The organism is Mesorhizobium sp. M7A.F.Ca.AU.002.02.1.1 (assembly GCF_003998535.1).
GTDB lineage: Bacteria > Pseudomonadota > Alphaproteobacteria > Rhizobiales > Rhizobiaceae > Mesorhizobium > Mesorhizobium ciceri.
In genome coordinates, this window is record NZ_RZPB01000058.1 from 1 (window position 1) to 15,535 (window position 15,535).

Below are 15,535 nucleotides of genomic sequence, written 5' to 3' on the forward strand. Positions count from 1 at the left end.
GTGTTAGGTCAATGGTGTCGAGCTCGTCGTCATGGAGGCCAGTGGCGGCTACGAACGGCTTCCCTTCCTGCTGTCGTGGGAGTTGGGAGTAGCCTGCGGCATGGCCAATGCGAGGAGCGTACGCTGATTCGCCGAGGCGATGGGCTTCCTGGAGAAGACCGACAGGATCGACGCCGCCGTCATCGCCCGCTATAGCGAGGTCAAACGGCTGCAGCCGACGCTGCCGCCGAGCGCGGCCCAGCAGCGGCTCAAGGCGCTGGTCGCCCGGCTTTCCCAGGTAACCGCCGATCTCACCGTCCAGAAGCAGCGCAAGAGCGCTGCCACTGATGCCGATACCATTGCCTGCGTATTCCGATGAAGCCGGCCACCGATTCCGATTTGAAGCCGGCCAGTCATTCCGATTTCATTCCGGCCAGCATTCCGATTTGAAGGCGGCCATTTTTCGGTCTGATCCTGGGTCTCGTTGATGTTTGGGTTGGGTTTTGTTTCAGGTCAAGCTGACGGATAAGCCCGAAAGCGGCACCATGCAAGAATACAATAGGTCCACCGGTTCCATTCTCGCAATACAAAGTCGCGACGGCCCCAATCAATATGCAATGTTCGGTGATCATTGTTTCCTCAGCAAAAGCGAGCCAGATCGGTCTGCATTATGCATATGGGAAGCGAGGCTTCTGGTATTTACTTCATAAGCGTAGCAGCGTCTACAGGCCTTTTGCGCCAATTGCCCCCTAGCCGAACGCAGGAATTCGGCGTAGGCGCCCCAGTTCTTCAACCGCGAATTTGCAGGAAATTCCTAAACAAGCGCGGTGACCGTCTAGTGCATCAAGTTACGCGCGGAGCATCCTCCCCAATGCCTGCATCTGCGGCCTTCTAATCCGATCAATGTGGTCGCAAGCGGGGTGCGACCCGAAGCGCGCAATCACCATCTCCGCCTTTGGCGCTATGTACAGGTTCTGGCCGTAAAGGCCCCGACCTTCAATAGCATCAAGCTCGTCGTGTGATACCCACCATTGGCTTCGGTATGTATAGCCGAATGGGAGGTCCGGCTTGGCGGGGTGGTCGAGATCTTGAAGGTCGTAGACAACACTCGCGGGAACCAGTTGCTTGCCATTACACGAGCCTTCACATCGCATCAGCTCGCCGAAACGCGCCAAGTCGCGCAACGTCACATTGAGTCCGCTATGCGCCCTCGGCATACCGTTTGTCGGGTCGATCTCGACATAGGCGTCTTCTTCGCAGCCCAGTGGCAACCATAAGCGCTCCTCCAACAGTTGTGCGAACGACCGGCCCGTTGCGCGCGACATAACCCAAGCCATAACATTGGTATCGACGCCTTTGTAGACAAATTTGCCGTGCGCCCCTTCCTTTCGTATGGTACGCAGGTATTCGCATCTATATGACTTGTCTACACTTGTGTAATCTTCAGTAAAAGCAACGTTAGTTTGCATGTCCATGACTTGGCGGAGCGTTGCATCTTCCCACCCTGTACCTCGTAATTCCGGCACAAACTGCGATATTGTCTTCCTGTCGTCGAGAATGCCCTCATGCACCAACGCCGCGGCTAGGGTGCCCGCATACGATTTGGTGATTGACTGACACGAATGTTGTACGTGCGGCGCGAGTGCGCCGAAGTATCGTTCGTATATGATCCGCCCCCGATGCAGGACCAAAATGCCGTCGGTGTAGGTGTCGAATAGCGCCTCCTCGAACCGGTTGGTGCGGTCGTCCATGTCGACGAACGTGAGCCCATCGATTTCGGTAGACCTGTTGCTGCACTCAAGCTGCGACGGTCCGCCCCGCCCTCGCCACACTTGGACTGTGGGCCGCAGCTCACGCATATGCGATAGCGACCAGCGAAGCTGAGGAAAGGTCCAAACAGTTTCATTCTCGAATGTTACACGCTTGTCTGGCGGCGGCGGCGCACCGCGCATCCAGCCAAATTCGCGAGGATCCGATGCACGGCCGTCCAGGTATTGCTGTCCGTCGAATTCGAGTACGCTCTCCGACGCGTTACCGACGGTTTGCCGTTGTTTGAATTCTGTCATACATGGGATCCAATTTCATGCCTAGGCGCCCCCGGCGCCAGCTGGCTATCGAGAGTTGCGACCCAACCTCGGGAGTTCGGACTGGACTAAATCACAACATGTTATGATCATAGCAGCGGCAGGCGCGCATTCTATGCGAAATGTCCTCGACAACGCAGCAAATCAGCGTTGTATTGCGGCCGGCGCATACTTGCGGCCCCGCTCTCGCGTGGCAAGTAGGACCTAACTTGCCGAACGCTTCCAGCTACAAGAGGCATGAGCCATCATGCGCAGTATGCCGAGTACATCTCGATTAAACCGGGTCCGAACGGGTTGACAATTGTAACGCGTCTCCGCTGTCCGAGCTACGATGAGTCAAAAATTCTCTGGTCTATCAACGATGTTGACCCAGAGGGATACGTGCGAACTCGCAAGGCAAGAAATCGCGAAATGGCATGGGCGACTCTGCATGTTGGCGACGCGATAGTGGATAACGCCGTCGCCTTCGTAGGTGGGCTCGGCTTGAGTCGTCGCATGCGACGTCTCGAAGCAACCGCCCTGGTCAATAGCGACGTCGACCAGCTCCGAGCCCTTCTTCATGCCGGACATCATTTCGCGGGTGACGAGCTTTGGCGCGGCAGCACCGGCGATCAGCACGGCCCCGACCACGATGTCGGCAGAGAAGCATTCTTCCTCGAGCGCCCCGACGGTTGAGTAGCGGGTGCGCACACGGCCGGCGAAGAGGTCGTCGAGATTAGGGAGGTCGAGATTAGGGAGGTCGAGATTAGGGAGAGAGAGGGGCTTGGACCGCAGTTCCCACGTGACCAGAGTCAGCCCTGCAAGGTGTAATTCAACGCGCCAGTCCAGTTTAGATCCTTCCAAACAAGACGTCTTGTGGCGATGCAATCTGCAGCCTTCGGAGTCCAGCGAGTTGGCGAGTTCGCCGACCTCTCTGAGGCCAGGGTATCCGTGCTTTGTGAAATCGCCAGAGCGATCCGGCGAAAGCCAAGGGTAGTTCGCAGGAAACCTGCATCATCGAACTCGATTTCGCTGAATGCCAACAATGCAGAGCGATAAGGTGTCGTTCGTTAAATGACGGACCGGGATGGGTCCAATCAGCAGGGAGCAATGGCGCACCGCTAAGACACTCCTCTCGGTGGCGACGAAGGTAGCTTTCAAGAAAATAAGAACGAGAAAAAAGGGAACTATAGATGAACAATCATGTAACGACGGTCGTAGTTGCAGTCTCCATGGCGGTTGCGTCGATGTCTTTGTCAGCCAAGGCTTGCGCCGGCGAAGTCCTTGATCGTGTGCTCGCGGCACAGACATTGACGGTAGCGGTCGGGTCCGACTGGGGAGCCTTGTCTCACTTGAACGACCAACATGAACTCGACGGTGATGATGTAGAGGTCGCGAAGGGCATTGCGGACTACTTGGGCGTGAAGATCAAATTCGTGACCCCGGGCTGGGATATCATTCAGGCAGGCCAGTGGGGGGGGCGTTGGGACATGGCCATGGGTCAAATGACGCCGACCAACGATCGCGCCAAAAAATTCGCCTTCCCGGCCATGTACTTCTACGAAGGCGAAGTCGCTGTCGTTCACAAGGATAGCAAAGCGACGAAGCCTTCCGACCTGGAGGGCAAGATCGTCGGCGTCCGAGCGGGAACTCTTGGCGATTTGTATGCCAATCACAAGCTCACACCGGCATGGATCGGCGCTAAGCCAATACAATATCAATTTACAGCGGGCCAAGTGAAGGCTTATCCAAGTGCTAACTCTCTTACGCTTGACGACCTGCGCCTCGGCGATGGTGTTCGTCTCGATGGCGTCATTACTGAAGGAACGACGGCGGCTGCGGCAATCAAATCTGGCTATCCATTGAAGGTTATTGGCGATCCCTTATTCTACGCCCCGGGCGCTGTCACAATCGAGCGTGGCGATAAGGAGTTTATCGACAAGGTCGCTGCCGCGGTCAAGAAGATGAAGGATGACGGCACTCTTGCTAAACTCTCGGTCAAGTGGTTCGGGGGGGATTTCAGCGTCGATAAATAACATGACACAATCGTGGGCGTCCCCTTCCCGGGGGCGCCTCTTCTTAGGAAGAAAATGCTTATGCTTTACCACGATACAGTTGAATCTGAGGTGCTCGTCCACAAGCCATGGTTTATCGGCTGCATATTTGCAATTGTGCTCGCGGTTTTTCTTATCTTCAACGTAGCGGGCACCACGATGGGCGAACTCCTACGGCCCGTGATTGGCGATCACGCACAAGTGAAGTTTTACAGTCGCATTGCGATCGCTTTTGTAATTGCCGCAATGTTCTGCCTCAACCTCGTGCTGATTGGTTTTGTCCCGCTCAAAATCCAAATCGGGATCGTATGGTTTGAGTTGGTGCTACTGTTCCTTTCGCTCTTCGCGGCATTTGACTTAAGCATGCCATTTATTTGGGCAAACCTGCCATTTCTAATTACGCAGGGGGTAGTTACTACAGTTTACGTATCAGCGATGTCACTGCTATTTGCGTCGGCTATCGCAATAATCGGCGCGATTGCGAAACTGTCAAGCAACGGCATGGCTTACGCGATAGTCAGCTTCTACACTTCATGCTTCCGGGGTCTGCCGCTTCTCATGCAGGTTTATCTGATCTACATGGGCTTGCCCCAGGTAGGTTACGTTATTAATGCCGTGCCTGCAGGCGTGTTGGCGCTTTCGCTATGCAGTGGTGCCTACATGACGGAGATCTTCCGTTCGGGCATAGCCAGCATCGATCGCGGCCAGTGGGAGGCATCCCGGTCATTAGGTTTCGGCTTTGCGCTCACAATGCGCAGAATCATTCTGCCGCAAGCGCTTCCGGTTATCATTCCCCCGATGGGAAACACGTTCATCTCAATGCTCAAAGACAGCTCTCTCGTTTCGGTTCTTGGCGTTTGGGAGCTGACGTATCTAGCTCACTCACTCGGCCAGCCAACCTTCCATACTATGGAGATGCTAGTAACAGCGGCAATGATTTATTGGATTTTATCCGCCTGCCTGGAACTGGTCCAATCCCGGATCGAGGACCATTTTGCCAGAAGTAAGAAGCGATGATCGTGAATTCATTGGTCAAGCTAAAAAAGACGTCTAAGTTGGTTCGGCCATTTTCAAGGCACTTACAGATGCGCCAATGAACAAGAGAGATGCAATATTGAGCGACGAAGTCATCGAAGCTAAGAATGTATCCAAATGGTATGGTGCCTTCAGAGCACTAACTGACATCAACCTAACCGTCCGCAAGGGCGAACGTATCGTCATCTGTGGGCCCTCAGGCTCGGGAAAGTCGACGCTGATCCGTTGCGTCAATCGGCTCGAAGCGCACCAGGATGGCGAGATTACCGTCACTGGGATTAGGTTACATAACAAAATGCGCAACGTAGCTGAAGTTCGCAAAAGCGTCGGCATGGTTTTTCAGCACTTTAATCTTTTCCCGCACATGACCGTGCTGATGAACTGTATGGCGGCGCCGATGTGGATAAAGGGCGTTCCAGAGGGTGAGGCTAGAAAGATCGCGCTTAAATTCCTAGAGCGCGTGCGCATTCCCGAACAGGCGAACAAATATCCGGCTCAGCTCTCCGGGGGACAGCAGCAGCGCGTCGCAATTGCCCGGTCCCTCTGTATGGAGCCTGCAGTCATGCTCTTCGATGAGCCGACCTCCTCGCTCGATCCAGAGATGGTCGCTGAAGTGCTCGAGACTGTGACCGGACTCGCACGCGACGGCATGACCATGGTATGCGTCACCCACGAGATGGGCTTTGCGCGCGCCGTGGCCGATCGAGTAATCTTCATGGATCGAGGTGAGATCGTCGAAGAGGGTACACCGCACGACTTCTTCAGAAACCCGCAGCACGAAAGAACGAAATTGTTTCTCAGCCAGATCTTGTCGCATTGAGGGAGCCATCCTTCAACGAGGCCGTTCGACCGAGTTACTGTGTATCGAATGCGTTGCCTCAGGCCAGCGAGACAACATGTGCGGATATTGTATTCGTACGTATTGGCTGACATACATCAGAGCGTTCTCGGCAAGCGCCTCGTTCCCGGAAGCGCGAGAGTAGGATCCCGCTGAGCTTGTGCGCAGCCCACCGTGCCAGTTCGCGTCCAGGCGCGCTGAGGATTGGCTCGCCACACATGATCAGGTTGCAAGAGTGCGGCCTCAACCCTCTGCCCGCAACCGACCACAATCTGCAGACGTCGTCCTCTGGCAGATTCCCGACCATCTTTGGGTGAACCAAACGGATCAACACATGTTAAAGAACATAACCTTCGACCGCCACAGCTCCGACAAGCTTAAGAGTGAGGTCACGATCGACATTGATAAATGGGGGGTTCCTCATATCAAGGCTCAGAACTTGCACGACCTATTTTTCGCGCAGGGTTGGAATGCAGCTCGAGACCGCCTCTGGCAAATTGATATTGCGCGCAAACGAGGTCTCGGTCTCCTGTCACGAGACTTTGGCCCCGGATATTTGGAGCAGGATCGGGCGGCGCGTCTCTTTTTATTTCGCGGAGCCATGAGTGCAGAATGGCAGGCGTACGGCCCGGATTCCGAAGAGATATGCTCAGCGTTTGCCGAGGGGATCAATTCCTACGTAGACAGTTGCCATGACGGTTTGATTGCCTTGCCACCCGAGTTTGGCCTCCTCGGTCACACTCCCGACTATTGGAAACCCGAAGACGTCGTTCGCGTGCGAACGCACTCACTAACCCGAAATGCGATTTCGGAGCTTCTGCGCTGCAGGGTGATGGCATTGGCAGGTGTGGAACGAGGTACCCGCCTCGACAGGTTGAGACAAGAATTGTCACCTCCGATAGCGCCACGACCAGCGGAGGGCCTTGACCTCGCCTTTATGACAGATCGAGTACTGCAGGATTTTCGCTTGGCAATCTGTCCCGTCTCATTCTCGAGGGAAAGACTTGCAGCAAGTCTTCAGGAAGCTGACCGTTGGACCCGCGTAACACCGAGTGATGAGATCATGCAGACGGTGTTCCAAGAGGGCTCAAACAACTGGGCCATATCCGCAACAAAAACCACAACGGAGCGACCAATCCTTGCTCTAGACCCGCATCGCAAGCACGTCCTTCCGTCCATCAGGTATCTTGTACACCTGAGTATGCCCGGGCTCGATGTAATTGGCGCTGGAGAGCCTATGATCCCAGGAATCTCCATGGGTCACAACGGGACAGCCGCCTTTGGTCTGACTATTTTCGGCGCTGACCAAGAAGATATTTATGTTTACGAAACCAAGAGTGAGGGAAATAAATACTTATATAAAGGGGCCTGGGAGCAGGTGAAGACTATACACGAGAAAATTCCAGTTCGCGCCCACACCGACCAGGAGGTAAAGCTTCAGTTCACACGCCATGGACCCATTTTAAACCAAAATGCTGAAAAAGACCGCGCCTTCGCACTGAGAACCGTATGGATGGATCCCGGCATGGCACCTTACATGGCCAGCTTGGCCGTAATGCGCTCTAAGACATTTTCAGAATACACCTCCAGTCTAGCAAACTGGGGTTGTCCTTCAGTTAATCACATCTATGCGGACACGTCGAATGTAATTGCGTGGAAACCGTCAGGTGCGGCTCCGGTCCGAAGAAATTGGGACGGCCTGCTTCCGGTTCCAGGAGACGGTCGGTTCGAATGGGAAGGGTATTTGTCACCGGACGATGGGCCGTTCGAGATGAACCCCGCCAAAGGTTTTGTCGCCACTGCCAACGCAATGAATGTTCCGGAGGAATGGAGTAGATCGCATCCTGCTTTTGGCTACGAGTGGTCTGACAGCAGCAGACATGATACCCTTCATACAACTCTCTCACGATCAGAGAAGATCTCGTTGCGGGACTGCATGTCGCTGCAATGTTCGGTGTATTCGCCGATAGCAGTTCGTATTCTTGCGAAACTAGACACTCTTCTCGGTTCGGTTGCAAACATGCCTGCGTTGCACTTATTTTCTAACTGGGACCGGCATTTGGATGCGAGTTCGCCAGCCGCCGCGTTCTTTGAGATTTGGCTTAGCAAACACCTTGGCCCGACAGTAGCTCGCTTAGAAAGCGCTGACGATGAAGTGTTGGCACTGCTCGTGCCTTTACAGCCTTCGGCCATAGCCTCTTGGCTCGAACAGGCAGAGCCTAGTGAAAAGTTGAAGCATTCCATAATGGAATCCCTAACTTCTGCCTGGAGTGAATGCATATGTCGATTTGGCGACGATTCTGCCTCATGGGCATGGGGCAGTATACATAAGCTTGATTTGCGCCACCCTCTGCAGGCACTGACGTCTGAACAATGGTCGTTGGGCGCCATAGCCCTCGGCGGAAGTAGCTCAACGCTCAATTTTTCGAGTTACCGAAGCGGCCAATTCTCTGTTTCAGAAGGACCGTCAGTGCGGATAATCATGGACGTTGGGTCATGGGATGACAGTCTCTTTATTAACAATCCAGGTCAGTCGGGTGTTCCGATCTCAAGTCATTATCGTGACCTCAATCACGATTGGCAACGGGGCGAATACAAGCCCTTGTTATATTCAGAGGAGTCCATACGGAGGGAGCTCGAACATAGGGTCGTCCTGTCTCCCGCTGACTGTTGAGGATGCGACAGTATAGGCCGCTTACCATTGTAGCAGGAACATATCGGTCGAACTCACCTGGCGGCAAGGTGAGGATCGACACTTTAGCGCCCGCCGGCCGACTTTGATATTGACAGCGGAACGCCCGGCCGGAATCTGGATGCGCTTGTGGGGCAATGATCCCGCTGGTGTGCGGCGACCACCCCTGATCGTCACGAGCAGGGCCGTCGCGGCCTCCAATAATGTTGCAGGAGACTTAGAAGCGGGATGTCCCGCATTGGCAATTGCTCTGCCTTGGGGCCATAGGGAAGAGGGGTAAGGTGCTGGCCCGACCACCGGAGAGCGCGTCTGTTACTACAAGGCTCGATCGCGGCCGCATCACGGCCCTCGGCGGCTGCCGATAACGCGCGCTTCGGGCGCTACCAGTACGCATTGGCGATAATCGCATCTGCTGTAGGAGAGCACTTGATTCGAGACTGACAGTGCGACGGTCAACAGGGTTCGCTATCATTGTCGAGCCGAGTTCAAGAATGGACACATACCTCAGGGAGGACCTTTCAGGGGGCAGACCATTGTCTGTCTCCTCATCCGAGAAACAAGCTAACCTCGCAGAGAGTGGCATCAGGGCAACACGTCATTGTCCTTCGATGCGACTGAATATCGACGACTTCAACGCGGCTTGCCGCCTTCGCGTATAGCCGCAGGACCTTGAATGCCGGGAACCAGCCGAGAAATGTTGGCGGTGGGTGAGCGCCTTTCATTTTTCAAGTCCGCTACATTCTGTCTGTCATATACCCGAAGGCGGCGATGCTTGTTGCCCGCCCGATGTGGTTAGCAGTTGACGTGCCTTCTTATGTATCTTCATTCAGCCTGCGGTGGCACGCTGGCCGTTTCGTTGAATGGCGGGGGAAAAAAGGCGTTGATGACTCAGGCTTGCGTGGAGCACTCGTGGGGCGCTCGATTGACAATGTTATTCGTGGAGAATGCTTTCCTTTGTGGAGGAGGATGATTCTCTCGTCCAGTTCCTTGTCGGCCTCGGTAAGGCGATGATTCAGGCGAAGGTAGTCGGTCCAGGTCGGCGTACGGAATGTCTCCGTCCATAGCACAGGCTCCTGAAGGTTGCGCTGGAGAGTCCAGTGCCGAGCACCAACGCGACTCTGTACATGCCGGCACCCGCGCATGGCGAGGAATTCTTCTAGATTTTCCACGAGTATGAGGTACTCGACTTTGACCACGATGGGGCCGCTTCTCGGCTTGAGACTGAGGGCGACTGCCGGCGCGTCGAATTCCTCCAAAGGGTCGGGCTCGGCCTCGCGACCCTCGCGAAGGGGAAACAGGACGCCGCTCGCAATGGAAGAGGCAGTGCCAGAAAAAGGGAGCACGCCGCACAGGCGACGCATGCCAGCGTCATTAGTTGCTCTTCTGACAAGCTCCGTCTTAATAGGCTGTTGGCGACGCCAGCCATGACGGCGCCTGTGCCGAAGCCGGCGATGATGGTGCCATAGGCGAGCGGTCCTTCGCCCAGCTGATCGCGGACAACCAATGGCAGCAGTGCGAGTATGGCGATGCCCGACAGGCCAAAGAAGGTTCCGCGGGCGATCGCCGTCTTGATTTCCGATGACATCGCTGTGAAGCGCAGCCTGTCATAGATGGCCGTCCTCATTGACTCACGTGGGAGAAGTGAGGAGCGAACCTTCCATTTGCATCGCCATATGGTGACCAAAGGGATCATATAGGTGAGTGTAAACATAGCGAAAGCCGTCATAAGTCCGAACGACGCAATCATGATGCCGCGAGCGCCGGTCCCACGGTCCGTGCAGTGTTGAAGCCAATGGAGAGGAGGGTGACGGCAGCGGGAACTTCGCGTCGGTCCACAATATCGCCAACAGAAGCCTGCCAGGCGGTATCGTTGAGCGCGGCACCACTTGCGATCAAGAAGCTGAAGCCGAAGATCATCCACGGGGCGATAAAGCCCAGCACCACTGAAGCCGTAGCATCGCGGATGCTATTACCATTAGGCATCGGCCGGCGAACATGACTCTTCGACGGCTGAAGTTGTCGGCGAGAACCCCTAGCGAAAATGGACAAAATGAAAGCGGGCAGGTTAGACGAAGCCTGCTCGAGCGCAACCATCAGATCGGAGGTCGGAACCGTTGCCATTAGCCAGCTGATAGCAACGGTCTGCATCAGCCAGCCAAGGGAAGAGACTTGAGAGGCTAAACCAGATTGAGCGAAATGTCGTATTCCTGAGCGGCGCAAACGTCTTCGGCGAAACTACATCCGCATCTGCGCCCGCCGCTTTGCTCATTGCTCCGACCGATTCGGTTCCGCCAAGCTTAACCACTTCGCGCGACACGATCCTCTTACACGTCGGATGCGCCAAATGCAGTCTTTGTATTAGTGTCATCTGGTAGCGAGATGCGGAGGTGGCGGCGGAGAGCCGTCGCTGGTGTCGCAGCGGCCTTACATCAGTGCAAACATGCTGTTGCGTGGCGCCGGCACAGTTCCCCCGGCGTCGGCGGCTTCGCCGGCAAGAATGCGAAGGCGCGCCGACTCGCTGCCAAGCTCAAGGTCGTCAGCATGGTTCTTCTGGCCGAGGCTGACGAGCTTGCCGAGCAACTCGGCGCCTTTGTCGGCGATCCTCTGGCGAGAACAAAGCTGTCGGAGACCAGCGTTGCCTGCATTGAGCGGCCGATGAAGGCACTATGCGCATCTCGCTGCGAGATGCAGCCGATATAAAAACAGCATTTGACGCTAGCCGCCAGGAAAGGGGATTGTCACCCCGCATGAGCCGGCGAAGCTTTTGTTCAATTTCGAACATGGACGCGATCGCGCGTTTTGCGCAACCAAACCACGACACACTGATTGAGGTGAGATATGGCGACGACACGCTCCGCAATTCCTCTGACTGGTGTACCGTTTCCGATATCAGAGTATGAGCGCCGGCAAAACAATGTGCTGGATGCGGTTGCTACGGCAGGCTTGGACGCAATCGTAGTAACGGCGCACGGCCACTTGAAGTATCTCAGCGGCTACGATGGGAGCGGTGGATATTTCGCGCCTTTCCCTCTTATTCTGATGCCGGGTCGGGTCCCGATATTTGTTGTCCGAGAATATGACGAGCAGGCAGTACGTTCATATAGCTGCATCGAGGAAATTGAAACCTATACACATCAGCCTGATTTTGGCAGGGTCTGCGCCGATGTATTGCGTCGACTCGGACTGGACAATAAGCGAGTCGGTTTCGAGCTTGGCTGCTGGAATCTCGCGCCCGCCGACGTGCGCGCAGTCCAAGACCAGCTCCCGGATCTGAAGATTACTGACGTCACCCGACTGGTCTCGTCAGTGTCAGCAGTGAAAGGAGAACTTGAGTTGGCGTGTATGCGCGATGCTGTTCGACTCACTGACGTGGCAATTCGAACCTTTCAGCAATCGCTTCGTCCCGGCATTACGGAGATCGAAATGGCAGCGGCCCTAGCTGCGGCGGTAACAAACGACCCCAGCAACGCCGCTGGGGATATCGGGCTTGCGCCGGGTACCATTTTGTTTGGAGAGCGAGTGAAGTTGCCCCATGCGCCAGCGACCCATCATCCTCTCAGCAACAACGAACCTGCCTTTCTGGAGATAGGGGCTTCGAAACACGGGTATACAGTGGGAATGGTTCGATGCGCAGTCCTTGGCAAACATCCCGAAACCGAATCTTTGCACGGCTTGGCTGAAGAGGTCATTGCGGCCCTTGTCTCCTCGATTCGACCAGGTGCTACGCCGGCGGACGTTCACGCTGCTGGGGGCGAGGTGTTGAAGCGATCTGGACGCAAGGGCGTCTTCCGCCAACGAACAGGATACCAAACTGGCATCAATTGGACTGAGCGCGGCGACCTAAGCCTGGAGCCCGATGTAAATGAACCACTCCGAGCTGGCATGACCCTGCACATGCCAAACATTTTGTGCAGCGAAAGTGGCTACCTATTTGGTGCCGGCGCACACGTGCTCGTGACAGAGCGCGGCGCGGAACTCCTGAGCGAAATCCCGCCAACACTTTATCGGGCGTGATGCTAGGCGGCGTGGACAAATTTGAGCCAGTATCTGGCGGTGGCTAGGTAGACCATTCCGAGGAAGCTATTGGCCAATTGATCGTAGCGGGTGGCAATGGCCCGGTTGATTTTGAGGTGGCCGAACATGCGCTCGATTCGGTTCCGCTGCTTGTAGAGCGCCCGGTCATACTCGATCTTCACGCGGCGGTTTGATCGGCCGGGTATGACGGGTTTAATCTTCCGCTCGGCGAGATCGGCGCGAATGGTATCGGCATCGTAGCCCTTGTCCGCAAGGAAGGCGTCCGGTGCACGAGTCCCCCTTTTCCGCCCGCTGCCGAGACATGGGCGCGAACTGTGGTGCTGTCGATGCTGTAGTGGCCGCTGTCCGCCATGACCTCGGCGAGCATTACCGCCACGGTCTCCCAGACCCCGGCCTCGCTCCAGCGTCGGAACCGACGATAGATGGTGTTCCAACTGCCGTATTTGGGCGGGACATCCCGCCATGGAGCGCCGCAGCGGAGCCGCCAGAGAATGCCGTTGATGATCGAACGATTCTGCTTGGGAGGTCTACCTCGGCCGCGTTTGTCAGGGTCGATGGGCAGCAAGCCCTTGAGAACACGCCATTCTGCTTCGGTGAGATCGCCCCTGCTCAAACCTGCCTCCAAAAAGCAGCCTTGAATCAATCCTCTTGGGCTACGTCAATCGCATCGACGTCCGAAATTCCGTAAGGCGGATATACTATTCCGCCAAGGTGATGGACAGTTCGAGAGGGCTGTCGCTATCCGCGAAAAATCGGCTGCCATCCTCAAACTCGATCACCACCTCTCCATCGCGGTGGCGCATGACACGGCGAACAACCTTGCCAATCAGCATCGACGTAGCTCGTTCGCTCTCTTCTTCCAGTGTCATTCCCAATGCTAACAACCCGATCGCAGGAAAGCGACCCTGCTAACATCGAATTTGTCCACGCCGCCTAGGGTCTGCGGTTTGCGGATTGAGTGGCAAAGCGCATGCAGTCCTGGAAAGTAGGTCGTGGGAGGGGGAGGAGTGTCGCGATGGTGACAGCTCTTCCTACTCAGACCTTTGCCATTGGCCGTTGCCAGCAGAGCCAGAGTTTATGATTGCCAGCACTTCGCAGCTGGTCCTCTAAGGCCGAAGCTTATCCATTTGAGGGCAAACGGCTTGTTATCGGGTCGCAGTCGCCGGCGCCAACACCGAGGCCTGAACGCGGGGCTATCTCGGTTCTAGATGGTTACGATATCCAAACTGCATTTGACGAAAACACCGGTGGCATCGATCATTAATTACGCACCGGCGCCTGATCCAAATTACTCAAATGCGGGAACGTGCCTATGGTTGGCGTTGACAGGTTCAAGGAGATCGAGATCGAAGCGATGACTTGGCGCCGGTACCTGCACGAGAATCCGGAGCTTGACTATCGGGTGAATGACACAGCGGCATTTGTGGCGGAAAAGCTGGCTTCCTTCGGGATTAACCACATCGAGTGCAGGATAGCTGAAACCGGCGTGGTTGCGTTGATCCAAGGTCAACTCGGAGATGGGCCCACTATCGGGTTGCGGGCCGACATGGACGCTCTGCCTATACTCGAAGCTTCAGGCAAACCTTGGACGTCGAAAAGGTCCGGACAGATGCACGCGTGTGGTCACGACGGGCATACTGCAATGCTCCTTGGCGCCGCGAAATACCTCGCCGCGACCCGGAACTTCAAAGGGTCCGTTGCCCTGATCTTCCAACCTGCCGAGGAAGATGGCCGCGGCGGCCAAAGAATGGTCCAGGAGGGGATCATGGACCGTTTCGGGATATCTCAGGTCTTTGGCATGCACAATTGGCCAGGCATGGAGGTTGGTGCGTTCGGCATTTGCGAAGGTTCGATTTTTGCCGCGCTCGACGAGTTCGATATTGTGGTCAAAGGCAGAGGGGGTCACGCGGCCGCTCCCCATCTGACAATTGACCCCGTCGTTGTTGCAGCTCAGATCATTTTAGGCTTGCAGACACTAGTCTCACGCAACACGGACCCCACCGAGTCCCTGGTGATCTCCGTCACAAAGCTGAACGCCGGACAAGCTTACAACATCATTCCCGAACGCGCGGAGATTGCCGGAACAGTCAGGACACTGTCACCGATTTTGCGCGACTTCGCTGAAAAACAGATTGAGGCGTGCGCGGAAAATATTGCACGCGCTTCCGGGGCGAAGGTCGAGTTTCAGCATCGCCGCCTGGAGCCCCTCACTGTCAATCATCCCGATCAAACGCGTCGGGCAACAGAGGTGGCGCGTGCTCTGGTCGGCCATTCATCGGTGAACCCCAAAGTCAAACCTAGTTTGGGGTCAGAGGACTTCGCGTACATGCTAGAGGCGCGGCCGGGGGCATGTATACTGCTTGGAAATGGATCGACTGCTGCTCTCCATAATCCAACCTACGACTTTAACGATGAAGCACTGCCATACGGCATTGGATACTGGGTCAACTTGGCCGAGGCTGCTCTAGCACCATGACATTGTCCAAGCAAAACAACCTTGGCTAATCAAGGCTGAGATCACAAGAAGAGGGTAACGACATGAAATACGAAATAAATCGCCGACGATTGCTGCAGGCGACATCGACCGCCATGGCGGCTGGCGCTCTGTCTTCAATTGCGGGCCGCGTTGCGGCCCAAACACCCAACCAGATCAACGTAGTGCTAGGCGGCGGCGATTGGGGAAAGGCTAACATTGAGGCTTACGCTAAGCCATTTGAAGCTGAGACCGGTATCAAGGTCAACCCAATCACCGACGACATGGGTATGGGACAGGTCGAGTTGATGGTAAAATCGGGCAATGTCACGGTAGATGTCGGGGCGCTTACGCAAGGGTCCGGCT

General features: G+C 55.7%; 9 protein-coding genes and 5 pseudogenes. 8 read left to right on the top strand and 6 right to left on the bottom strand.

What is annotated here, in order from left to right:
- Window positions 1–10: 10 nt before the first annotated feature.
- Window positions 11–313: pseudogene (locus EN879_RS06215) on the top strand (transposase); the annotation flags it as partial.
- A gap of 514 nt (window positions 314–827) precedes the next feature.
- On the opposite strand, the gene EN879_RS06220 reads toward EN879_RS06215, so the two are convergent.
- Both EN879_RS06220 and EN879_RS06225 read right to left on the bottom strand, forming a co-directional pair.
- Complete coding sequence (locus EN879_RS06220; protein ID WP_063169320.1) at window positions 828–2,045, bottom strand: serine hydrolase; 1,218 nt, start codon at window positions 2,043–2,045, stop codon at window positions 828–830.
- Between the two features lie 354 nt (window positions 2,046–2,399).
- Window positions 2,400–2,777, bottom strand: a pseudogene (locus EN879_RS06225) (alanine dehydrogenase); the annotation flags it as partial.
- Between the two features lie 458 nt (window positions 2,778–3,235).
- Between EN879_RS06225 and EN879_RS06230 the strand changes: the two are divergent.
- The 4 genes from EN879_RS06230 to EN879_RS06245 all read left to right on the top strand — a co-directional run bounded on the left by EN879_RS06230 (window position 3,236) and on the right by EN879_RS06245 (window position 8,643).
- On the top strand, window positions 3,236–4,078 hold the full coding sequence (locus tag EN879_RS06230) for a transporter substrate-binding domain-containing protein (RefSeq protein ID WP_063169318.1): 843 nt from the start codon (window positions 3,236–3,238) through the stop codon (window positions 4,076–4,078).
- A gap of 60 nt (window positions 4,079–4,138) precedes the next feature.
- Window positions 4,139–5,113, top strand: coding sequence for an amino acid ABC transporter permease (locus EN879_RS06235; RefSeq protein ID WP_063170377.1), 975 nt, complete (start codon window positions 4,139–4,141; stop codon window positions 5,111–5,113).
- 94 nt (window positions 5,114–5,207) lie between these two features.
- Window positions 5,208–5,951 carry an amino acid ABC transporter ATP-binding protein gene (locus tag EN879_RS06240; RefSeq protein ID WP_135921822.1) on the top strand — a complete coding sequence of 248 codons (744 nt, stop codon included), beginning with the start codon at window positions 5,208–5,210 and terminating at the stop codon, window positions 5,949–5,951.
- Between the two features lie 352 nt (window positions 5,952–6,303).
- Window positions 6,304–8,643 carry a penicillin acylase family protein gene (locus tag EN879_RS06245; protein WP_063170375.1) on the top strand — a complete coding sequence of 780 codons (2,340 nt, stop codon included), beginning with the start codon at window positions 6,304–6,306 and terminating at the stop codon, window positions 8,641–8,643.
- A gap of 830 nt (window positions 8,644–9,473) precedes the next feature.
- Here EN879_RS06245 and EN879_RS06250 read toward each other — a convergent pair.
- Together EN879_RS06250 and EN879_RS38870 are read right to left on the bottom strand one after the other, a co-directional pair.
- Window positions 9,474–10,930 (bottom strand): annotated as a pseudogene (locus EN879_RS06250) (MFS transporter).
- A 155-nt stretch (window positions 10,931–11,085) separates the two neighbouring features.
- On the bottom strand, window positions 11,086–11,241 hold the full coding sequence (locus tag EN879_RS38870) for a hypothetical protein (protein WP_164548527.1): 156 nt from the start codon (window positions 11,239–11,241) through the stop codon (window positions 11,086–11,088).
- Between the two features lie 258 nt (window positions 11,242–11,499).
- Between EN879_RS38870 and EN879_RS06260 the strand changes: the two genes are divergently transcribed.
- Window positions 11,500–12,675, top strand: coding sequence for a Xaa-Pro peptidase family protein (locus tag EN879_RS06260; protein WP_063169317.1), 1,176 nt, complete (start codon window positions 11,500–11,502; stop codon window positions 12,673–12,675).
- 2 nt (window positions 12,676–12,677) lie between these two features.
- Here EN879_RS06260 and EN879_RS06265 read toward each other — a convergent pair.
- Together EN879_RS06265 and EN879_RS38875 are read right to left on the bottom strand one after the other, a co-directional pair.
- Window positions 12,678–13,309: pseudogene (locus EN879_RS06265) on the bottom strand (IS5 family transposase).
- A gap of 85 nt (window positions 13,310–13,394) precedes the next feature.
- Window positions 13,395–13,565, bottom strand: coding sequence for a hypothetical protein (locus tag EN879_RS38875; RefSeq protein ID WP_164548526.1), 171 nt, complete (start codon window positions 13,563–13,565; stop codon window positions 13,395–13,397).
- Window positions 13,566–14,008: 443 nt separating this feature from the next.
- Between EN879_RS38875 and EN879_RS06270 the strand changes: the two genes are divergently transcribed.
- The gene (locus EN879_RS06270) at window positions 14,009–15,172 is read left to right on the top strand and encodes a M20 aminoacylase family protein (protein WP_063169316.1); all 1,164 of its coding nucleotides are present in this window, start codon (window positions 14,009–14,011) and stop codon (window positions 15,170–15,172) included.
- Between the two features lie 62 nt (window positions 15,173–15,234).
- Window positions 15,235–15,535, top strand: a pseudogene (locus EN879_RS06275) (ABC transporter substrate-binding protein); the annotation flags it as partial.